The following is a 20,328-nucleotide window of genomic DNA, read 5'->3' on the forward strand; positions in this document are numbered from 1 at the left end:
CTGCGAAGGAAGTTGGTACTAAATACTGCCTGAGATTTGCATAATTTGACGGTTAACAGCTGCGTATGGCTACGCCTCTGCTTACTTGTTTTCGTCGGTTTCCGGGTACTCGTCCTCGTGCGACGTGGAAGCAGTAGGGTTACGAAAGAACATGAGATTGGCCTGCTCGGCCAGCGCCCGTTCCTGCCCGTCCCATTCATCGCCTTCCAAATACATCAGGTCGTAGCTTTCCAGCGCCTCAAACCCGCCGGCCTCGGTAGCGATACCGACAAACTTCTTCGTCTTGCCAAAATTCCGAAACTTCACCGCCAGTCCGTAGGCTTGCAGCATCTCGAACCGTTCGGCACGATATTCCGCTTTGGATTGACCTTCGTGCCGGGGCCACAACAGAAAAATATACTGCACACCGCTGTCTTCCAAAGCTCCGGTATGCCGCACTCGATGCTCGTCCGGCTCTGATTTGACCATCATTTCCCGGAAGGCACGGGCCAGCATTCGGCGGCTGAGCCGGGGCTCACGCGCCATAATGCGCAGAGCTGCTTCCCGGTCAGTGAAGGAAGAATTATGGCTGAGAGGGTGAGCTTTATCTTCTCCGGTGTTTTCGTAGATATACTTGATTAGGCCATCCCAGGCGTAACTCACCTGGTCAGCCGCAATCCGGGCCTGGAGCTGTTCGCTGTGAATGAAGCCGTCCCAAAATCCTTCTTCAATGTGCAGGCCCTCGTAGCCCGGCGACACCGGGAAGATGTGGCGGCCAAAAGTGGGGCTGTTTTCGTCGTGGTCGGTATTGCGCAGGTAGTAAGCCAGCAAATCATCCTCCCCGGCAGCCCATACCTTGAGTCCGCGCTTGGCCAGCAATTCCTCCTTCTTCTCCAGATACGCCACAAAATCGGAGATGGTATCCAGCATGCGCATCACGGCGGCCAGCGACGCATCATCAAATACGTGCACGTACTCTTTAGCAGGGTCGACTAGCCCCAGAGTAAACGGCTCGGGCTTAAACCGCCGGGTGTCGTAGTGCGCTGCCCCGACCACTCGGTTATCAATCATCAGGCTGCCCGTGCCACCGTATTCGGCTTGGCAAGGTGCCGAGGCGCCGTGCGCCACCACGATGCGGTGCACCTTCATAGCGGCGGGCGCCGGTAAGGGCACCGGAAACGGATGCTGGCATTCTTTGTCGAGGTACACCCGGTCAGGATGTTGCTTCAGCCATCGCTCGGCCCCGTATAGTTGGTCGGCCCCCGCTGCTACTGCTCGCTTGTACCAGCGGGTCCAGTTAAGCACCGGGTCGTCAGTCGTGGGATATTCACAGTGTTTACTGGAAAAGATGATGACGTGCTCATCAAACACCACCAGCATGTCGCATAGCTCCTTGCCTTCGCTGGCTGTAGCGCTGGCGCTTTGGTCACGGAAGGGGCTGGCGTAGCTCCACAGCGTCAGGAAAGACCGTTCGCCCAGCTGGGCGAGATACTGCTCGGCCGGAGTGCCGCCAGGATTTTTAGGTAAAGATGCCATAGGCTGTTGGGGTAAGTGAAATCAAGCTTGCCTACTTTCAGGCAGTCAAGAGATAAGAACACCGAAGAGCTTCGTTTCGCTCCTTGCCTATCTTAATCGATTACCTCCCGTAGCCCATGCTCAATCCCACCAAATTTGAAGACTTGTTTGCTAGCGACGATGCGACGTACGAAATTCCGCCTTATCAGCGGGCCTACGCCTGGACAAAAAAGCAGCTAAACCAGTTGCTGACCGACTTGCGAGAACAACCGCAGGGTAAAGACTACTACTTAGGCCATTTCCTGTTAGAGCGCCCCGACCCCAAAAAGAAAAGCTACTACGTCATCGATGGACAACAGCGCCTGACTACGGTAGCGTTGTTCTTCAGCTGCCTGATTGCGGAACTGGAGAAGCGGATAGCCGGTGGTGCGGAACTGATAGATGTGGATGGCGGACCGGTGGAGCTGTGGCGCTGGCAGGAGCGCTACTTGATGCGCCGCAGCGTGCGGCGGTTTCGAACCGTCGCAGAAGACGATGAGTACTTTCACCGAGCCTTTGTGAAGCGGATGCCCGACGCAGAGCCAAACCCGGCCCGCCAGTCACAGCAACGGCTGCAAGACGCGCAACGCGTGCTGCAGGAAGCACTGGCCGAAGAAACTGACCCGGCCACGCTGCTTCGCTGGGCGCATCTGCTGGCCACCGCTAGCGTATCCGCATTCGAGGAAACCGACAAGGTGCGGGCTACCCAGATTTTCGCTTTTCAAAACGACCGCGGCATCAAGTTAACGACGCTTGAAAAGCTCAAGGCATACCTCATGCACCGCGCTTACTTGGATGACACTACCAACGGAGCGGCACGCACCATCGAGCACGTCGAGCGGGTATTTGCCGACATCTACGCGCGCACCGAAGAAATTCGGCTGGGCGAGGACACTGTACTGCGCTACCATAACGTGGCCTTCGGTCCCAGTTGGGAAGATGCTTTCGAGAACGTCAAGCGAGGATTGCGGCGGGCAGGTCCTGACGAAAAAGCCGACTGGATTACAGCGTACTGCGACAGTCTACGCCGCTCGTTTTACGTTGTGCGTGAGATAGAACACCTGGCTGCTGGGAATAGTAACGTGACGGGCTTACTGTTTTTGCGGGCCGAAGACAACTGGCCCCTCATTCTTAAAATTGAACGCTACCATAGCCGCGACCGTGCGCAGTGCGAAGCCTTGTACCGGCTCATGGAAATCATCAATTTCAAGTTTGAGTTTTCGACGGGCGCGTATCGCAGCCATGACTTTCACGCGGTTGCCAAGAACTACGCCGGCGAGGCACCCAAACTGCGCGAAACGTTGCTCGAACAAGCCCACAATGGGTTTCGCGACTGGTGGGCGTTTACGCAGTGGTTCGATGACCACCTGCAGGGCAACAATCACTACCACCGCGTTACGCGTTACCTGCTGTGGCAATATGAGAATCACCTGCGTCGGCAATCTCCCAACGGCCGGCCTGTAGCCGGGGCTGACTTTTTGAATGTGTGGGAGCAGAATAACTGGGAGCAAACACTCGACCACATCACGCCCCAGAACCCCGTCGGTGTGACTTACACGAAGGAATTCAGGGAAACGCGGCTACATAACTTGGGCAATCTGGCGCTGCTCATGCAGGGTCCGAACGCTCGTAAAAACAATACCTTACCGCACGAATACCCCGAAATATTTTCAGAGTCGCCTTACTTAGCTGACCGGGAAATTGCGAGCGTATTACATGCGGAGGGCCAATGGGGGGAGTCACAGATTCTCGTCCGTAAGCAGCGTATTGTTGACTTCGCCAAAGCCTACTGGGCAGTGCCAGCCAACTAGGTACTTCCCCTCAATACAACGCAACCGGGGCTCGGCAACAGGTACTTCCTTGTTGCTGAGCCCCGGTTGCATTATGCTTGAAGCACTATGCCTATGAATCTCCCTGCGTTACCCGGGCCTTTATGGTCGTAGAGGCTGGAATGTTCAAGGCAAAGGCCTGGCGCATGTACTCCAACAACACGGCCGTGCGCGTAACCAACAAATGCCGTTGCCGCCCCCGGCCGCTTTTCACTTCCTCGGTGATGATGCCCGCCAACTTCTTCTCCTGAGCCGGGTCGCGCCGAAGGTAGTTGCCCGTGTCCCACACACCACCGCCACTGATACCTTCTAGGTCCGGCGTTTTGTGCGGGTCGGGGTTGCTGGCGGCAATTACGAGCCCCGTGGCATCGAGCACCAAGTGAGCCGCCGGCTGTAATTGCTTCGTAGCTAAGTCGAAATCATTCGCTTCCGCTGCTTGCAGAAAATACGGCTTCGGATGTACGCCCCCGCCGTATACCTTGGTCTTCGTGGCTGGGTAACCTACCAGTAGGTAGTTGCCGGTAAGGGTCTTCTGCCGCAAGGTCAAGTCGTCCAGCGTCAGAAACCGATAAGCCTGCTGCAAATCCGTTATCTGGGAGGCGTCGCTCAACTCAAGCACCGCCAAGTCGATGACGGTTGGTTTTGTAGAACTCCACTTGCCAGCCAGCTTAACTTCGTGGCCACCCAGGACGACATAGGTGTTGTCGGTAGCCCCCTTTATGACATGGGCAGCCGTTGCCACAAAGTACCGGCCTTCGACGGTCAGCAGTACACCGCTGCCGAGGGCTTCAAACTGGTTATCTTCATTATACCAGTAGAACTGAATAGTTGATTGAAGTATCGCATCGGTGGCGATACCAAGTTGCCGAGCTTTAATCTGTAAAAGCTCCAGCTTTTCCGGCGTAATGGCCATAAACTGAAAAGGTGAAAAATTAAGTTATTGGTCAGAGCATCAGGAAAGACTTCCTAATCACCCCTCTCACAGATAAATACGAAATCCAGCGACCGACTTGGAAAATGGCCCCATATTATTTCCAGCTCCTCGTAACTTTATCAGGCAGTTAGCCGCGCGTTACTTACAAAATCACGCAGGGCACTTGCATAATTTTGCGTTCGGGTGCGGTCTGCCGCTCATCCACGCCTTGAGCAAACCGCTCTGAGATGCTCAGTAGCGGCATTTTATCCTGTTGCCCATACCCGCTGGTGCTGGCTTCCGGAACCATCCGGCAACTTTGGGGGTACAGTATCCGTCACGCTTCTTCCGTAGGATAATCCTAATTTTGCGGTTGCCTAGTGCCCTGTTATGTTCCGTAGCCTCTTCCCCTTCCGCCGTTTGCTGGCGACGAGCTTCCTGCTCGTCTTCGTCAACGTGTTCGTAGGGCAGTGCTGGTGCGCTACGATGAACCCCGGCCCAGCCGCACCGCAGCTGGCCCACCACCCGGCAGCCAAGAAGCCGACGCATCCGGGCTGCCACGGCCACGGTGCCCCGGCCGACAACCTCGCCAAGCACAAAGGGCATTCGCCCAAAGGCACCACCAGCCACGACTGCTGCAAAGACAAGTCGGCCTCGCTGCTTTCGTCCCTGACTTCCCCGGCGCAGAAGCAACTGCTTGTACCCGCCCCGGCCGTGCTGCCCATGGCCATCGAGTTTCATTTCCGGCCGGCGGCCGGCAAATGGGACCGCACCCGCGCGGTAACCCTGGTGCCTCGGGGGCACCTGCCGCCTAAAATACCCGACATCCGTATTTTCATTCGGTCGCTGACTGTCTGATTCTTCCGACGCGCTAAGGCTCGCGCCGGCATAGCTATGCTATGTCCGGGGCGGGCCTTTTCGTTTGCTTGTCGGCGCGGCCAGGCCGCCCCCCTCCCTTCCTTTTCTGGTATTTCCCTCCCCAACGATGAAGAGTTGTTGCCAGGAGGCTGGTGCACCGCCCCCCTCGGGGCCGGGCCGTCGCTGGCTCTCTTACCTACTCTACGCCGTGGTAGCTGCCGCGCTGGGCTTCGTGCTCTGGCAGCAGTGGCAGGCGTAGCCGCCGGGCGCTAACGCCCCATTTCTTCCCATCACAATCTTGGTCATGAACCGCCTTCTCATTCCCGCGCTGGTCGCCGCCAGCCTGTTTACCGCCGTGAGCTGCTCCTCCGATTCCGCGAGCAGCAACGCCAGCAATACCGTTACGACTCCTGCGGGCCCCGACTCCACGGCCGGGCACGCCGGGGGCCACACCTACGCCTGCCCCATGCACCCGGAGGTGACCAGCACCAAGCCCGGCGAGAAATGCCCCAAGTGCGGCATGGCGCTGGTGCACAACGACCAGGTCAGCAACGGCAAGAGCTACCAGATGAAGTTCGAGCCCCAGCCGATGCAGCTGGTAGCCGGCCAGCCCGCTACGCTCACGTATACCCCGCAGGAAGTTGGCCACGAGGCGGCCCCGGTGCCGCTGGCTGTGGTTCACGAAAAGAAGATTCACCTCATCGTCGTCCGCAAAGACCTCTCGGCCTTCTACCACGAGCACCCCGAATTCACGGCCGACGGCAACTACAAGGTGCCGTTCACTTTCGCCAAGGGCGGCGACTACGTGCTGTTTCAGGATTACACGCCCGCCGGCGCCGGGCATCAGCTGGGCCGCCAGGTAGTGAGCGTGCAGGGGCCGAAATACACGCCCGTTAAGTTCAGCAAGGACCAGCTGCAGTGGCAGCAGGATGGCTACCAGGCTACGCTGGCCTTTGACAAGGAGCTGAAGGTGGGCCAGCTGCTGGGCATGAAAATCACGCTGAGCAAGAACGGCCAGCCCGTAACGGACCTCGACAACTACCTCGGGGCGCTGGGCCACGTGGTGGTCATCAGCGAGGACACGGAGAACTACCTGCACGTGCACCCCAACGAGCAAGCCGACAAGGGCCCGGTCATCGGCTTCAACACCAACTTCGAAAAGCCCGGCCTGTACCGCGTGTTCCTGCAGTTCAACCACGGCGGGCAGATTCACACCGGTGATTTCACCATCAACGTGAAGGCCTAACGCGCGCCACACCGCTCATTTTTCACTTTCAATCCAACCCAAACCCCATGAAAAAGTCTGCATTGTTCTTCGCCGCCCTCTGTTCGGGCACCCTGCTGCTGGGTAGCTGCAACTCCGATAAAAAAGCCGATACCACGGCGGCAACCACCTCGGCCCCGGCCGATTCTGCGGCCGCCAGCGGCGGGATGGCCGGCATGGACCATGCCGGTATGAACCACGCCGGCACGGGTGCTGCCGCGGCTTCGCCCCTGATGGCTTCGATGGATGAAATGATGGCCAAGATGGACGCGATGAAGCCGAAAGGCAACACCGACCACGACTTTGCCCACATGATGATGGAGCACCACAAGGGCGCCGTTGCCATGGCCGACATTGAGTTGCGCGACGGCAAAGACGCCACCATGCGCCAGATGGCCGAGAAAATCAAAGCCGACCAGCAGAAGGAAATCGGGGAGCTGGAGCCCATTGCCGAGCGCCTCGACGCCGCCCCGACCAACTACAAGCCCCAGGACCCAGCCGACCCCTTCACCGCCCAGATGAAGACGTCCATGGACCACATGATGAAGAACATGCCCACGCTGGTGGCTGACCCGGACATGAACTTCAACATGCTCATGACGGTGCACCACCAAAGCGCGATGGACATGGCCGAAGCCGAGCTGGCCCACGGCAAGGACACCAAGCTTAAGGAGATGGCGCAGAAAATGATTGACGCCCAGAAGAAGGAAATCGAGCAGTTCAAAGCCTGGCACGCCAAGAATGCCGACAAGATGAAGCCTACCGCAGCCGTGTACGAGTGCCCGATGGGCTGCGAAGGCAGCCAAAGCACTAAGCCGGGCAAATGCCCGACCTGCGAAATGGAATTGGTTAAGAAAGCCTAACCCGCGACCCTACGCCCACTACCCTCAGTACCCCAGTACCATGCATGTTTTCCGCTCTCTCCTAGCCAGCCTGGTTTTCCTGGTCGCTGCTCCCCTGGCCGCGCACGCGCAGCAGCACGCCGAAATGGCGGCCGGCGAAACCCACGCCCACGTGGCCCCGCACGGGGGCGTGGTCCGCTCGGCCAGCCCCTACCACCTCGAACTAGTGGCCCAGCCCACCGAGCTGGCGTTTTACCTGCTAGGGGCCAAGATGAGCCCCGTGCCCAACAAGGGCATGAAAGGCTCGGTGATGGTGCAGCAAACCAACAACGCCACCACTACGCTTCCGCTCACCCTGGCCGGGGATGACCACCTCACGGCCAAGCTGCCCGCCGGGGCCAAGGTGCGCACGGCCATCGTCACCCTCACCACCGCCGACAGTAAAACGATGACGGTCCGCTTTGAAAAGCTGGACGAAGCCCGCGGCCACCAGGCCGTGGGAGCGGCCTACACCTGCCCCATGCACCCAGATGTGGCCGCTGCGCAACCTGGCAAATGCCCCAAATGCGGCATGGCCCTGGTTAAAAAATCCTAGCCGTGGCGCGGCCAGCCCGGTCGCATTTCCTATCACGAGTTCCCGTCTGCCCACCGGCCTGCGCCGGTGGGCCGCCTCGGAGCCCACCCCTTACTCATGAATCACCTTCCCGTTTGCTTTCGCCTGCCCGGCCTGGCCGTGCTCCTGCTGCTGCTCGGGCTGCGGGCCCCCGCGCGGGCGCAGCAGATAGTCGTGCGGCTGGACAGTGCCGAACAGCAGGCCCTGCGCCAGCACCCGCGCCTGCGCCAGTCGGCCCAGGAAATCGAGGAGCAGCGCGCCCTCAAGCGCGGCAGCTTTTCACCCACCAACCCCGACTTCTTGTTTTCGGCGCCCACGGGCGAGCGGTGGGCCCCGGGGGTGGTGCAAACCATTGACCTGCCCACGGTGTATCGCCGGCAAGCCAAGGTTGCCCAGGCGGGCATCACCCTGGCCGAGCGGGGCCTGGACGTGAACCGCGCCACCGTGCGCCGCGACGTGCGCCAGGCGTACTTGCGCCTGCAGTTTGCCGAAGCGCAGGTGCGCCAGCTGACCTACCAGGACAGCCTGTTTCAGAACCTGCGGCAAGCCACGGAACGCCTGTTCAAAGCCGGTGAGGTAACGGCGCTGCAGCGGGTGAGCACCGACGCGGAAGCCCAGCAGGTGCGCAACCAGCTGGAGCAAGCCCGCGTGGACCAGCGCTCGGCCCAGCGGCGGCTGGGCCTGCTGCTGGGGCAGCCCGACGCCGACCTGGCCACCGAAACCGACCTGCGCCAAACCGGGCCGGAGCTGGCCCGCACCGGCGCCGAGCTGCTGGCCACGCTGCCCAGCCAGGACAGTGCGGCCGTGGCGCTGAGCCCCACGCTGGCTTACTACGGCCAGAACGTAGCCCTCAGCCAGTCGGGCATCAGCCTGGTGCGGGCCCGGCGCGCGCCGGCGCTGACGCTGGGCTATCAGAATCAGGCGTATGAGAACTCCGTGGTCAAGTACCGCTTTCAGTTCGGGGTGTCGGTGCCCCTCTGGTTCTGGACCTACCGCTCGCAGCTGCAGGCCGCCACGGCGCGCAGCAAGGCCGCCCAGGCCCAGCTGCAGGTGCAGCGCCTCGACCTGAACACCCAGTACCAGCAGGCCCTGGCCGATACGCGCAAGTTTGCCGCCTCGCTCACGTACTACGAGCAGACCGGCCTGCCCCAGTCGCGGGCCATCATCAGCCAGTCGCAGCGCCTGTTCAAGGCCGGCGAAATCAGCTACCTCGTGCTGATTCAGAGCCTCAACCAGGCTTTCACCATCCAGAATACCTACCTGACCACCATCCGGGATTACCGTCAGGCCATCGTTGAACTTAACTACCTGCGGGGACAATAATGAAAAACCTTCTCCTGCTGCTGCTGGCCCTGCTGCTGGCCACCGGGGCCCGCGCCCACGGCGGCGAAGACCACGGCGACGCGGCCAAGCCCTCGGCCGGCCCGGTGGCCACCACGTTCTCGGTAGCCGCGCTGTCCGAAAGCTTCGAGCTGCTGCTGCGCTACGAGCCCCTGCAAAAGGGCCAGGACGCCGACATGCGCCTGTTCGTGTCGGACTACGCCACCAACGCCCCCATCAAAGGCGCCAAGCTGACCATCACCTGCCCGGAGGCGGCCGACTTGAAGTTCGTGGTCAGCGAAAAGTCCCCGGGGTCCTACTTGGTGGAAGGCCGGTTTCCAGCCAATCAGAAATACAGCCTAGCCGTCAACATTGTGGCCGGCGACAAAGCCGACCTGATGCTGCTCTCCGGCATCGAAGTGGGCAAGCTGCTGCCCGTGGCGGCGGCGGCCCCGGCGGCCGCGCCCCTCATTGGTTCCTGGAAAACCGTGCTGCTGCTGTTTGGCGCCTTCGCGCTGGGCATTGCGGCCACGGCCCTGGTGATGCGTCGCCGGCGCCCGGCGGCCCCCGTTTCCCCTTCAACTCCTGCCGTCTATGAAAACCACGCATAAGTTTCTCGCCGCTACGGCCGCCCTGGGTCTGGCCTTTTCTGTGCTGCTGCCCCCGCCCGCCGCGCTGTGGGCCCACGGGGGCGAGGACCACGGCGACGCCGCGCACGCCTCGACCGGCGTGGCCCTGACCGATGCCGTGGCCCTACCCAAGGAAAGCCAGTTTCTGTTCGGGGTGCGCACGGCCCTGGCCAGCTATTCCAATACGTATAATCGCCTTACCCTCTACGGTACCGTAGCGCCCGCAGCCGGGGGCGAGGGACGGGTGGTGGTGCCCCAAACCGGGCGCATCGTGAGCCTGGCCGCGAGCGTGGGCCAGTCGGTACGCGCCGGGCAGGCGCTGGCCGTCATCGACCAGACCCTCGATGCCACCCAGCAAATTGGCCTGAGCACCGAGCGCGCTAACGCCCAGGCCGAGCTGCGCGCCGCCCAGCAGGACTACGCCCGCTTGCAGACCATTGCCGACATTGCCGCCCGCAAGGACGTGGTGGCCGCCGAGCTGCGCCTGCGCCAGGCCCGCCAGAACGCGGCCATTCTCAACGGGCAGGCCCGCACCCGCCGCGTCACCATTACCTCGCCCATCAGCGGCACGGTGGACGTATTCAACCTAGCCGTGGGCCAGCAAGTCACCCAGGGCGACGAGCTGTTTCGGGTGCTCAACCCCGGCAAGCTGCGCGTGGAAGCCCAGGTATTTGCCCAGGACCTGGACAAGATTCCGGCCGGGGCCCAGTTCCGGGTAGAAGGCCTGCAGGGACAAACCGGCAGCGCCCCGGCCCGGCTGGTGGTGTTCAGCAACGTGGTGAACCCCGTGAACCAGGCCCGCCAGCTGGTGCTCGAACTCGACAACGCCGGCGGCAACCTCTTCCGCGCCGGCCAGGCCGTGAACGTGCAGGTGCTGGGGCGCAGCGACGGCGGCAAAAAGCAGCTGGTGGTGCCCACGTCGGCGCTGACCGATTTGAACGGCAAGCCGGTGGTCTTCGTGCACAGCGACCCGGAAACCTTTAACATCCGCTACGTGCAGCCCGGTCCGGCCAACGGCGAGCAGACGGTGCTGCTGGCCGGCGACGTGAACGAAAACGACCGGGTGGTGAGCGTGGGCACTTACCAGCTCAAATCCATCTACTTGAACCAATAAAGGATGCTGGATAGAATCATCCGTTTTGCCCTGCAAAACCGCCTGCTCATGCTGGCCTTCGCCGTGGGCCTGCTGGTGGCCGGCACCTTCACGGCGCGCCAGCTGCCGGTGGACGTGCTGCCCGACCTGGACCGCCCCCGCGTGACGGTGTTTTTGGAAGCGGCCGGCATGGCCCCCGAAGAAGTAGAGGCCTTGGTGACGCTGCCCGTGGAAACGGCCCTGAACGGGGCCACCGGCGTGGCGGCCGTGCGCTCCAACTCGGCCATCGGCCTGGGCATGGTGTTCGTGGAGTTCGACTACGGCACCGACATCTTCACCGCCCGCCAGATTGTGGCCGAGAAGCTGCAAACCGTGAGCGGGCAGCTGCCCACCGGCATCACGCCGGTGCTGGGCCCGATTTCCTCGGTGATGGGCCAGATTATGCTGGTGGGCCTCTCGGGCGGCCAGCAAACCAACGCGGCCGACCTGCGCACGCTGGCCAACTACACCGTGCGCCAGCGCCTGCTCAGCATTCCCGGCGTGGCCCAGGTCATCCCCATCGGCGGCGACAACCTGCAGTACCAGGTGCTGCTGGACATGCCCCGCCTCAACGCCACGGGCCTGACCGTAACGCAGGTAGAAGAGGCCTTGCGGCGCTCCAACCTGAACACTACCGGCAACTTCTTCGACCGCAACGGCTCGGAAGTACTGATTCGCAACCTGGGCCGGCTGCGCTCGGTCGAGGACATCGAAAACATCATCGTCGGCTACCGGCAGGGCTCGCCCATCAGCGTCAAGCAAATTGCCACCGTGAGCTTCGGGGCCCGCTTTAAGCGCGGCGACGGCAGCGTGAACGGCAAGCCGGCCGTGATTCTGAGCATCGAGAAGCAGCCCGGCACCGCCACCGTGGGCCTCACCGAGGCGGTGGAAAAGGCCCTGGTGGAACTGCAGCCCTCGCTGCCCAAGGATGTGAAAGTGAATACGCGCCTGTTCAAGCAGGCCGATTTCATCGAGTCGTCGATTACCAACGTGGAAGAGGCCCTGCGCGACGGGGCCATCCTGGTTGTCATCGTGCTGTTTGCCTTCCTGCTGAACGTGCGCACCACGTTTATTTCGCTGGTGGCCATTCCGCTCTCGCTGCTGGTCACGGCGCTGGTGTTCCGCGCGGCCGGCATCAGCATCAACACCATGACGCTGGGGGGACTGGCCATTGCCATCGGCGAGCTGGTCGACGACGCCATCGTGGACGTGGAAAACGTGTTCCGCCGCCTGCGCGAAAACCAGCAGCTGGCCCAGCCCCGGCCGGCCCTGCAAGTGATTTACGCCGCCTCGTCGGAAGTGCGTAATTCCATCGTGTACGCCACCGTCATCGTGGTGCTGGTGTTCCTGCCGCTGTTTGCACTGGAAGGCATGGAAGGGCGCATTTTCGCGCCGCTGGGCATTGCCTACATCACTAGCATCGTGGCCTCGCTGTTTGTGTCGCTGACGGTGACGCCCGTGCTCTGCTACTACCTGCTGCCCAAGATGAAGCAGATTCGGATGGCCGAGCAGGAGGGAGGCCTGGTGCGCTGGCTCAAGCGCAAAGACACCGGCTTGCTCAACTGGGGCCTTGGCCACCCGAAATTGGTGCTCACGGTGACGGGGCTGCTGTTTGCCGTGGCCCTGTCGCTGGTGCCCTTCTTCGGCACGGAGTTCCTGCCGCCCTTCAACGAAGGCTCGCTCACGGTCAACTTCTCGGCCCCGGCCGGCACTTCGCTTACCGAGTCGAACAAGCTGGGCACGCTGGGCGAGGAGCAGATTCTGCAGCTGCCCGAGGTGGCTTACACCGCCCGCCGCACCGGCCGCGCCGAGCTGGACGAGCACGCCGAATCAGTGAACAACTCGGAAATCGAAGTAGCCTTCAAGACCGAGGAGGAACTGGAACGAGAGGGAAAAAAGATGCGCAGCCGCGACGAGATTCTGGCCGACCTGCGCCAGCGCCTGGCGCTCATCACCGGTGTGAACGTAAACATCGGCCAGCCCATCTCGCACCGCCTCGACCACCTGCTCTCGGGGGTGCGGGCCCAGGTCGCCATCAAGGTATTCGGCAACGACCTGCTCGAATTGCGCCGGTATGCCAATGAGATTCGCACGGCGGCCGGCACGGTGCCGGGCGTGGTCGATTTGCAGGTGGAGAAGCAGGTACAAATTCCGCAGCTGCTGGTGCGCCCCCGCGACGCGGCCCTGCGCGCCTACGGCCTGGAGCGCGGGCAGGTGGTGGCCACGCTGGAGACCTTGTTTCAGGGCGATGTGGTGTCGCAGATGCTCGACGGGCAAAAGCGCTTTGACTTGATTGTGAAGCTGCCCGAAGCCCAGCGCAACGACGTGGCCACCATTGCCAACACCCGCATCGAAACGCCCTCGGGGGCGCTGATTCCGGTAAGCCAGGTGGCCGACGTGAGCTATGAGCCAGGCCCCAACACCGTCAACCACGAAAACACCCAGCGCCGCATCACCGTCTCGCTCAACGTGGCGGGCCGCGACCTGGGCAGCACCGTCAAGGAAGTGCAGGCCCGCATCGCGCAGCAGGTGAAGCTGCCGGCGGGCTACTACCTGACCTACGGCGGGCAGTTTGAGAGCCAGCAGTCGGCCGCGCAAAAGATTCTCTGGCTGAGCCTGTTTTCGCTGGCCGGCATCTTCCTGGTGCTCTACTCGCACTTCAAGTCGGGGCTGATGGTGGGGCAGATTATGCTCAACATTCCGCTGGCCCTCATCGGCTCGGTGGGCGCGGTGCTGCTCACGGGCGGCACGTTCAGCATTGCCTCGCTGGTGGGCTTCATCACGCTCACCGGCATTGCCTCGCGCAACGGCATCATGATGATTTCGCACTACATCCACCTGGTGGAGCACGAAGGCGAGCGGTTCAGTAAGGCGATGATTATCCGCGGCTCGCTGGAACGCCTGGTGCCGGTGCTGATGACGGCCCTGGTGGCAGCCCTGGCCCTGGTGCCGCTCACCCTGGCTAAGGATGCGCCCGGCAAGGAAATTCTCTACCCCGTGGCCACCGTCATCCTGGGCGGCCTACTCTCGTCCACCTTCCTCGACATCGTGGTAACGCCCGTGGTGTTCTGGCTCGTGGGCGAAAAGGCCCTGGCCCAGTACCAGCGTGGCCACCGGGAAGTGGGGCTTGATGCCCATCCGCAGGAGCTGGACGCCCAGCCCCTCACGCCTCCCACTGACCTAAATCCGGTGCAGCCCAGCGCCTAGCTTGCCCATGCTCCCCAATTCATCCGTTACGCCCAACGCTGCCGGCTGTGTGCTGTACATCAAGCACATGGTCTGCGCGCGGGGTGTTCGGATGGTGCGGCGGGAGCTGGAAGGTCTCGGCCTGCGGGTGCTTGACGTGCGCCTCGGGGCCGCCACGGTGGTCGGCCCGGCCGATATCTTGGACTGGGCGCGCATCCGGGAAGCGCTGGCAACCGCCGGCTTTGCTCTGCTCGAAAGCCCGGCGCAGCAGTTGGTGGCGCGGGTGAAACAGGCCGTGGACGAGTTGCTGCACCGGCCCGATACGCTCCGGCACCGCGACTTCATCCCCACCCTGGCCAAGGAGCTGGGCGTAAGCAGCCGCCAGCTGCACGCCTGCTTTGCCCAGGTGCCCGGCCACGAGAGCCTACTGGGCTACATCACCCGCCGACGCCTGCACTACGCCCAGCAGTTGCTGGCCACGTCCCGCCTCGACATCGGGCGCATTGCCCGGCAGTTGGGCTACGGCAGTTTGGCCCATTTTTCGGGGCAGTTTCGGCGGTTTGCGCAGTGTTCTCCCTCGGTGTATCGCCAGCAGCTGGAAGCGGGCATACTTCTCACAAAGGACATTGTGGCTCACTTGAATAACTAGCGCAGCAGAAACTTACCTGGTTTAGTACTGCGTTTCTTTCGTTCTCGTGCCCCCTTTTCCTTCTTATGAGCAGAATCACCAAAACGCTGAAGCTACCCATGCCTGCTGACGCCGTAAACCAGCAGCGCGCTAAGCAGTTTTTCGGAGCATACGATTGTGAAATGATGGTTGGACCATCAGACACGCCGTTTTACCTGGGTACCCCCACGCCTCGAATCTGTCGGTTTTGTGGGAAGAGCGAACCAGAAGTGTCATTCCGCAAAGATGCTCACGTGATGCCCGATTTTATGGGCAACCGCAACATACTCTCGCATTTCGAGTGTGATACCTGCAATGCACTTTTTGCGAAGTATGAAGACTCTTTTGCCAACTACCTGGGGTTGGCTCGAACCTTCAATCAGATTAAAGGCAAAAACAGAAAGGTTCCCAAATTCAAAGACAACAAGACGGGCCTTGAAGTATCCATGGAGGCAGAAGGTCTGCACATCAAAACGATTCAAGGGCAAGACCCGCTCGTTATTGATGAGGCTACTAATTCTGCTCAATTGATAACTACTCGGCCCAGCTATGTCCCGATTCATTTGGTCAAACTCCTGCTTAAAATGGCCCTTTGTCTGCTCGATGAATCGGAGGTAGACGATTACAGGTGGGCGCGTGAGTTCATCACGTCAGAGGTACATGATGAAGCAGCCCAAGGAATGGGTATCCTAAGCGTGATGATACATTCCGTATCTGGTCCGCCGGTCTTTCCAGCTCCTTTCGCTCAACTCTACACCCGCAATGCTAGTGCGCCGGCCGAAATCCCAGAAAAGATGTTCGTGCTTTACTATGCCAACTACTATTTCCAACTAGCATTACCCTTTAGCCGCGTTGATAAAGTACGCTTCCTAGGCATCACACCGCCTTTGCAGAGTATTGACTTACCCGTTTTTCCTCTACTTATCGGAGAGACTTGGTTGGCGGAGTACGGTCCCGCTACTTTTAGACGGGTTGATTTCACTTCTAACCAGAAGCGGAAAGGGGAAGAGCATCGGTTTTCGCTGGCCTTTGATAAAATGATAGAAGTACCTATCAAGCCGGAGCCTCCAAATGATGCAAGCCAGAGTGCAAATGATGTAAAACCAGCTTAGGCGCTGTAGGTATAAAGTGTAGCTGGAGCAACAACTCCTTCCACACTTAGCCTCCATAACCATGCACGCCCAAAACCAATCCCTCCTCGACGCCCTCAACGCCTGCATTGCCGCCTGCGAACATTGTGCTTCCGCCTGCCTGCAGGAAGACGATGTGAAGATGATGGCCCGCTGTATCAGCCTGGACCGTGACTGCGCCGACATCTGCGCGCTGACGGCCCGCTTCGTTGCCCGCGGCTCGGAACATGCCCAGCACCTGCTGAGCGAGTGCGCCGAAATCTGCAAGGCCTGCGGCGACGAGTGCGCCAAGCACACCCACATGCAGCACTGCCAGGAATGCGCCGAGGCGTGCCGCCGCTGCGAGCAGGCCTGCCGCGCCGGCCTGGCCGCCTAAGTGCCGCGTTTTCTGACGGAGGGGCAACGGGAAATCATGCAAGTTGCCGACGCAATTCTGTATCCTTTTCGGGTCACTTTGGCCACAGCTTTGCGTGTTGTATTGTCACGGGCCCCGGTGGGGCTCTTCAACTCACATCGTCATGAAAACCCTGCATTTCAAAACCAACATTAACTGCGGCGGCTGCATTAAGGCCGTTACGCCGACCCTCAACGAGCAAGCCGGTGCCGGCAACTGGCAGGTGGATACGGCCAATCCTGATAAGATTTTGACCGTGACCACCGATAAGCTCACCCCCCAGCAGGTCGTACAAGCCGTCGAGCAGGCTGGCTTCCAGATAGTGGCCGCCTAAGCAGCTACCGCTCTTGTCAAAAACGCCCGGCTTCGTTCGGGCGTTTTTATTGGGGCATAGGTAGCCAGAGGGCCGGCTGGCGGTAGTCCATCATCCTCTGTCTATCCCGCTTAACTGCCCTTCTATGTTTTCAGATTTTCCCAATCTTCACCCCCTGGTCGTGCACGTTCCCATCGTGCTCATTTTGCTGGGGGCGGCCACGCAGGCCCTGCTGGTCTTCAAAGACTGGCAGCAGGTTCGCTGGGGAACCCTGCTGATACTGGCCGGGGGCTTTGCCGGGGCCCTGGCAGCCAGTACCGTGTTTCATGCTGAGGCCACGGGCCTGGGCGCGCGGGCGGCGGCCGTATTCGCGGCCCACGAAAAGTACGCGAGCTACACGCTGTGGCTATCGGGCATCACCCTGTTGCTGCGCGGGGTAGGGCAATTTTTCCACGTGCAACGCCGCGCTTATGAAGTTTTGGTTCTGGCTTTCGCGCTGGCGGCCGCCGGCACGTTGTCCGTGGCGGGCCACCGGGGCGCGCAGCTGGTGTACGTGGAGGGCGTCGGCCCGCAGGGGCACCTCGTGTCGAAGCACCACGGCCACGACGACGAGGAGCAGATGCCCGGCATGACTGAGCAAGTCAGCCACCACGAGGAATTTTCCGGTACCGGTAGCCTCTCTACTGGCTCCCCCCCCGCCGCTTCAAGTCAGCAGCCGCCCACCAGCAAGCCGGCACACCCGGCCGACATGCCGGGAATGGACATGGGCGCCCCGGCTTCTGCGCGGCCTCAACACGCGCCGGCCACGGGTCAGATGGGGGACATGCGAATGCCAGAAACGAAAGCGACCCACCGGACAAAACCTGCTGGCCACCCAACCGACATGGCCACCATGCCGGGCATGCACATGCCAGCGGCCAGCCGTGCGCAGCCCATGCCCAAGGGCATGGTTATGCAGCCGACCAACAGTCCCAAGCAGCAGCATAAAATGGCCGGGATGGCTGAGATGCCGGGCATGAGCCGTCAACCAACCAAGCCGCAGCCGCCCGCGGCAGCCGCCGGGATGGCCGATATGGCAACCATGCCTGGCATGAAGCCGGCTCAACCAGCGCAGCCCGCGCCAGCCATGGAGGCCGCGCCGGGCACGCATGACATGCCCGGCATGACCATGCCCAACCCGCTGGACAAGTTTCGCTTCAAGGACAATAACCCGGCGCGTACCCAATCAAGCCCTAAGAAGTAGCTGCTGATGCGATACATTATGTTACTCACGATGTTGGCTGCGGCCCTGCAGGCCCACGCGCAACACATGCCGGGCATGCCGATGCCGCAGGACAAGCAGCCCTACCTTACCCAATCGGCCCCGCCCGCGCAGCAAACCCAGGGCACCGTCGTCGTGCCCCGGACCAGCTACGTGGGCAAGCGGGTGGAGTACGACCTGTACGTGGAAGACCGGCTGGTCAATTTCACCGGCCGCATGCGCCACGCCATCGGCGTCAACGGTCAGATTCCGGCCCCCACGCTGCGCTTCAACGAAGGTGACACGGCTGTTATCCGGGTGCACAATCAGATGGCGATGGAAACCTCCGTGCACTGGCACGGCCTGTTGGTACCCAACCAGTATGATGGCGTGCCTTACCTGAATACTCCACCCATCAAGCCCGGCACCGTACACACCTACACGTTTCCGCTGCGGCAAAGCGGTACCTACTGGTATCACTCGCACACCATGCTGCAGGAGCAGGAGGGACTCTACGGCTCCATCGTTGTGCAGCCCAAAGAAATCCAGTATCAGCTGAAAGAGTACGTGCTCGTGCTTTCCGACTGGACCGACCACCGGCCCAAGGAAGTATTGCGCTACCTCAAGCGCGCCGGCGAGTGGTTTGCCGTGCAGAAAGGTGCCACCCAGAGCTACGGCGAGGCGCTGGCCGCCGGCTACTTCAAAGACAAGCTTAAACAGGAGTGGCAGCGCATGCCGGCCATGGACGTGACGGACGTGTTCTACAACAAGTTTCTCATGAACGGGCAAGAGCTCAACTATTTCCGGGACGCCAAGCCCGGCGAAGTAGTGCGCTTGCGCGTCATCAACGGCAGTGCCTCCTCCTACTTCAAGCTCCAGTACGCCGGCGGGCCGATGCAGGTCATTGCGGCCGACGGCATCAACGTGGAGCCCTTTCCGACCAGCAAACTGGAAATTGCCACCGCCGAAACGTACGACCTGCTCATCACCGTGCCCTCGATGGGCGCGGCCGAGCTGCGGGCTACCTCGTCCGACGTCACGGGCTACACCTCCGGGTACTTTGGTCAGGGTGAGCCCATGCGTGCACCCGATTTGCCCAAGCTCAACTACTTCCAGATGACGCGGGAAATGAACAGCATGGGCAACATGAGCGGCATGCAAATGGGCGGCGCCGGCCAAATGGATACCAAGAACGCTTCCAACGGCCACGCTGGGCAGGAAATGAACATGGGCAACCACGCACCGAGCGGTACACCCGCAAAACCGGGCAGCGGCAGTATGCCGGGCATGGACATGCGGCACGGCACGGCGCCGGCCAGCTCGACGGCACCGCCCCGCAACCGCCCGATGAACATGCAGGAAAAGGGCGACATGGGCATGGGCAGCCTCCAGGACTCGGGCGACATGGGCGGGATGAATATGGCCGGCATGCAGATGGGCAGCATGAGCATGGGCGGGGACTTCAACTACAACCAGCTCCGGGCTTTGAACCCCACCACCCTGGACTCGACAAAGCAATGGCGCGAAATCCACCTGACGCTGACGGGCAATATGCTGCGCTACGTCTGGTCGTTCGACAATCGAACCCTCTCCGAGTCCGACAACATTCCTATTCGCAAGGGAGAAAACGTGCGCATGGTCTTTCAAAATATGACCATGATGCGCCACCCGCTGCACCTGCACGGCCACTTTTTCCGGCTGGTCAACGCGCAGGGCGCTTACTCGCCCATGAAGCACACGTTCGACATTCAATCCATGGGCAAGGTCACCATTGAGTTTGACGCCAACGAGGACCAGGACTGGTTTTTTCACTGCCACACCCTCTACCACATGATGTCGGGCATGGCCCGCGTCATCAGCTACGAGGGCAGCCCGCAAAACGAGTTTGCCCGTACCGGCTACCGCCACCTCAAGCGCGAGGACAACCGGCTCTACCCGTGGGCTGATGTGGCCGTGCACTCGCAGGGGGCGTTTCTCGAAGCCAACCTGTCCAACAATAAGAATGCCCTCGAATTCGAGGGCCGGCTCAACTACCAGGGCAACTACGAAACGGAAACCCATCTGCTACGCTACCTCGACAAGCGGCAGTTTCTGGCGGCTTTCGTGGGCTATGACCTGCGCGACAACAAAACCCTGCGCTCGGCCAGCGACGCCGAAGGGGGGAACCGCCGCACCCCGGAAAACAACCGCAACTTCCGCCGCCAGGCCGAAGTGGGGGTGTACTACATGCTTCCCCTGCTCGTACGCGCCGAGCTGCGCACCGACCTCACCGGCCAGGTCCGGGCGCAGCTGGAGCGGCGCGACTTGCCCTTGAGCAATAACCTCTTCTTAGACATCCGCGGCAATACCGACCGCGAGTTCACGCTGGGCGTCCGCTATATGGTCAGCAAGTACGCCTCGCTCAGCACCAACTACGACAACCAATACGGCTGGGGCGCGGGCCTCACGTTCCACTATTAACCCAT

Annotated in this window: 18 protein-coding genes; 16 read left to right on the forward strand and 2 right to left on the reverse strand. The window is 61.3% G+C overall.

The annotated features are described in order from the left end of the window. Positions 1-81 precede the first annotated feature (81 nt). Positions 82-1,515, reverse strand: a complete 1,434-nt coding sequence (locus tag EI291_RS18040; protein WP_125423310.1) for a hypothetical protein — start codon at positions 1,513-1,515, stop codon at positions 82-84. A 116-nt stretch (positions 1,516-1,631) separates the two neighbouring features. Here EI291_RS18040 and EI291_RS18045 point away from each other — a divergent pair, with 116 nt between their 5' ends. Further along, complete coding sequence (locus EI291_RS18045) at positions 1,632-3,344, forward strand: DUF262 domain-containing protein (protein ID WP_125423313.1); 1,713 nt, start codon at positions 1,632-1,634, stop codon at positions 3,342-3,344. A 91-nt stretch (positions 3,345-3,435) separates the two neighbouring features. Here the strand turns inward: EI291_RS18045 and EI291_RS18050 are convergent, their stop codons facing one another. Continuing rightward, the gene (locus tag EI291_RS18050; protein ID WP_125423316.1) at positions 3,436-4,275 is read right to left on the reverse strand and encodes a trypsin-like peptidase domain-containing protein; all 840 of its coding nucleotides are present in this window, start codon (positions 4,273-4,275) and stop codon (positions 3,436-3,438) included. A gap of 390 nt (positions 4,276-4,665) precedes the next feature. Here EI291_RS18050 and EI291_RS18055 point away from each other — a divergent pair, with 390 nt between their 5' ends. The 15 genes from EI291_RS18055 to EI291_RS18120 all read left to right on the forward strand — a co-directional run bounded on the left by EI291_RS18055 (position 4,666) and on the right by EI291_RS18120 (position 20,323). Next, positions 4,666-5,133 carry a hypothetical protein gene (locus tag EI291_RS18055; RefSeq protein WP_125423319.1) on the forward strand — a complete coding sequence of 156 codons (468 nt, stop codon included), beginning with the start codon at positions 4,666-4,668 and terminating at the stop codon, positions 5,131-5,133. Between the two features lie 127 nt (positions 5,134-5,260). Then, entirely contained in the window at positions 5,261-5,392 is a 132-nt protein-coding gene (locus tag EI291_RS23375) for a hypothetical protein (protein ID WP_262697285.1), read from the forward strand. Positions 5,393-5,437: 45 nt separating this feature from the next. Beyond that, on the forward strand, positions 5,438-6,379 hold the full coding sequence (locus EI291_RS18060; protein WP_125423322.1) for a heavy metal-binding domain-containing protein: 942 nt from the start codon (positions 5,438-5,440) through the stop codon (positions 6,377-6,379). A gap of 47 nt (positions 6,380-6,426) precedes the next feature. Next, positions 6,427-7,260, forward strand: coding sequence for a DUF305 domain-containing protein (locus EI291_RS18065; protein ID WP_125423325.1), 834 nt, complete (start codon positions 6,427-6,429; stop codon positions 7,258-7,260). Between the two features lie 40 nt (positions 7,261-7,300). Continuing rightward, a complete protein-coding gene (locus tag EI291_RS18070; protein ID WP_125423328.1) occupies positions 7,301-7,834 on the forward strand; it encodes a heavy metal-binding domain-containing protein in 534 nt (177 codons plus the stop codon). 96 nt (positions 7,835-7,930) lie between these two features. Next, positions 7,931-9,175: a TolC family protein gene (locus EI291_RS18075; RefSeq protein ID WP_125423331.1), complete on the forward strand. Its 1,245-nt coding sequence runs from the start codon at positions 7,931-7,933 to the stop codon at positions 9,173-9,175. After that, the gene (locus EI291_RS18080) at positions 9,175-9,783 is read left to right on the forward strand and encodes a hypothetical protein (RefSeq protein ID WP_125423334.1); all 609 of its coding nucleotides are present in this window, start codon (positions 9,175-9,177) and stop codon (positions 9,781-9,783) included. The genes EI291_RS18075 and EI291_RS18080 overlap by 1 nt, the downstream gene beginning before the upstream one ends. Beyond that, positions 9,767-10,915 (forward strand): efflux RND transporter periplasmic adaptor subunit, encoded by a 1,149-nt coding sequence (locus tag EI291_RS18085; protein ID WP_125423337.1) that lies wholly within the window; start codon positions 9,767-9,769, stop codon positions 10,913-10,915. Before EI291_RS18080 ends, EI291_RS18085 begins: the two co-directional genes overlap by 17 nt. Before the next feature lie 3 nt (positions 10,916-10,918). Next, entirely contained in the window at positions 10,919-14,140 is a 3,222-nt protein-coding gene (locus EI291_RS18090) for an efflux RND transporter permease subunit (RefSeq protein WP_125423340.1), read from the forward strand. Between the two features lie 7 nt (positions 14,141-14,147). Continuing rightward, complete coding sequence (locus EI291_RS18095; RefSeq protein ID WP_125423343.1) at positions 14,148-14,768, forward strand: helix-turn-helix transcriptional regulator; 621 nt, start codon at positions 14,148-14,150, stop codon at positions 14,766-14,768. A 65-nt stretch (positions 14,769-14,833) separates the two neighbouring features. Then, a complete protein-coding gene (locus EI291_RS18100) occupies positions 14,834-15,898 on the forward strand; it encodes an HNH endonuclease (RefSeq protein WP_125423346.1) in 1,065 nt (354 codons plus the stop codon). Between the two features lie 61 nt (positions 15,899-15,959). Then, positions 15,960-16,292 (forward strand): four-helix bundle copper-binding protein, encoded by a 333-nt coding sequence (locus tag EI291_RS18105; protein WP_125423349.1) that lies wholly within the window; start codon positions 15,960-15,962, stop codon positions 16,290-16,292. A 142-nt stretch (positions 16,293-16,434) separates the two neighbouring features. Next, positions 16,435-16,644 (forward strand): heavy-metal-associated domain-containing protein, encoded by a 210-nt coding sequence (locus tag EI291_RS18110; RefSeq protein WP_125423352.1) that lies wholly within the window; start codon positions 16,435-16,437, stop codon positions 16,642-16,644. 124 nt (positions 16,645-16,768) lie between these two features. Then, positions 16,769-17,866 carry a DUF2231 domain-containing protein gene (locus EI291_RS18115; RefSeq protein WP_317127672.1) on the forward strand — a complete coding sequence of 366 codons (1,098 nt, stop codon included), beginning with the start codon at positions 16,769-16,771 and terminating at the stop codon, positions 17,864-17,866. An 18-nt stretch (positions 17,867-17,884) separates the two neighbouring features. Next, positions 17,885-20,323 carry a multicopper oxidase domain-containing protein gene (locus EI291_RS18120; RefSeq protein WP_170172714.1) on the forward strand — a complete coding sequence of 813 codons (2,439 nt, stop codon included), beginning with the start codon at positions 17,885-17,887 and terminating at the stop codon, positions 20,321-20,323. Positions 20,324-20,328: the final 5 nt, after the last annotated feature.

The organism is Hymenobacter rigui (genome assembly GCF_003944715.1).
Classification (GTDB): domain Bacteria; phylum Bacteroidota; class Bacteroidia; order Cytophagales; family Hymenobacteraceae; genus Hymenobacter; species Hymenobacter rigui.

What these genes read in the sequence shown, in the direction of transcription:
- EI291_RS18105 (WP_125423349.1), top strand. Translation starts at nt 15,960, where the DNA reads ATGCACGCCCAAAACCAATCCCTCCTCGACGCCCTCAACGCCTGCATT.
- EI291_RS18110 (WP_125423352.1), top strand. Translation starts at nt 16,435, where the DNA reads ATGAAAACCCTGCATTTCAAAACCAACATTAACTGCGGCGGCTGCATT.
- EI291_RS18090 (WP_125423340.1), top strand. Translation starts at nt 10,919, where the DNA reads ATGCTGGATAGAATCATCCGTTTTGCCCTGCAAAACCGCCTGCTCATG.
- EI291_RS18050 (WP_125423316.1), bottom strand. Translation starts at nt 4,275, where the DNA reads ATGGCCATTACGCCGGAAAAGCTGGAGCTTTTACAGATTAAAGCTCGG.
- EI291_RS18115 (WP_317127672.1), top strand. Translation starts at nt 16,769, where the DNA reads ATGTTTTCAGATTTTCCCAATCTTCACCCCCTGGTCGTGCACGTTCCC.
- EI291_RS18045 (WP_125423313.1), top strand. Translation starts at nt 1,632, where the DNA reads ATGCTCAATCCCACCAAATTTGAAGACTTGTTTGCTAGCGACGATGCG.
- EI291_RS18095 (WP_125423343.1), top strand. Translation starts at nt 14,148, where the DNA reads ATGCTCCCCAATTCATCCGTTACGCCCAACGCTGCCGGCTGTGTGCTG.
- EI291_RS18120 (WP_170172714.1), top strand. Translation starts at nt 17,885, where the DNA reads ATGTTACTCACGATGTTGGCTGCGGCCCTGCAGGCCCACGCGCAACAC.
- EI291_RS18070 (WP_125423328.1), top strand. Translation starts at nt 7,301, where the DNA reads ATGCATGTTTTCCGCTCTCTCCTAGCCAGCCTGGTTTTCCTGGTCGCT.
- EI291_RS23375 (WP_262697285.1), top strand. Translation starts at nt 5,261, where the DNA reads ATGAAGAGTTGTTGCCAGGAGGCTGGTGCACCGCCCCCCTCGGGGCCG.
- EI291_RS18080 (WP_125423334.1), top strand. Translation starts at nt 9,175, where the DNA reads ATGAAAAACCTTCTCCTGCTGCTGCTGGCCCTGCTGCTGGCCACCGGG.
- EI291_RS18100 (WP_125423346.1), top strand. Translation starts at nt 14,834, where the DNA reads ATGAGCAGAATCACCAAAACGCTGAAGCTACCCATGCCTGCTGACGCC.
- EI291_RS18075 (WP_125423331.1), top strand. Translation starts at nt 7,931, where the DNA reads ATGAATCACCTTCCCGTTTGCTTTCGCCTGCCCGGCCTGGCCGTGCTC.
- EI291_RS18085 (WP_125423337.1), top strand. Translation starts at nt 9,767, where the DNA reads ATGAAAACCACGCATAAGTTTCTCGCCGCTACGGCCGCCCTGGGTCTG.
- EI291_RS18040 (WP_125423310.1), bottom strand. Translation starts at nt 1,515, where the DNA reads ATGGCATCTTTACCTAAAAATCCTGGCGGCACTCCGGCCGAGCAGTAT.
- EI291_RS18055 (WP_125423319.1), top strand. Translation starts at nt 4,666, where the DNA reads ATGTTCCGTAGCCTCTTCCCCTTCCGCCGTTTGCTGGCGACGAGCTTC.
- EI291_RS18060 (WP_125423322.1), top strand. Translation starts at nt 5,438, where the DNA reads ATGAACCGCCTTCTCATTCCCGCGCTGGTCGCCGCCAGCCTGTTTACC.
- EI291_RS18065 (WP_125423325.1), top strand. Translation starts at nt 6,427, where the DNA reads ATGAAAAAGTCTGCATTGTTCTTCGCCGCCCTCTGTTCGGGCACCCTG.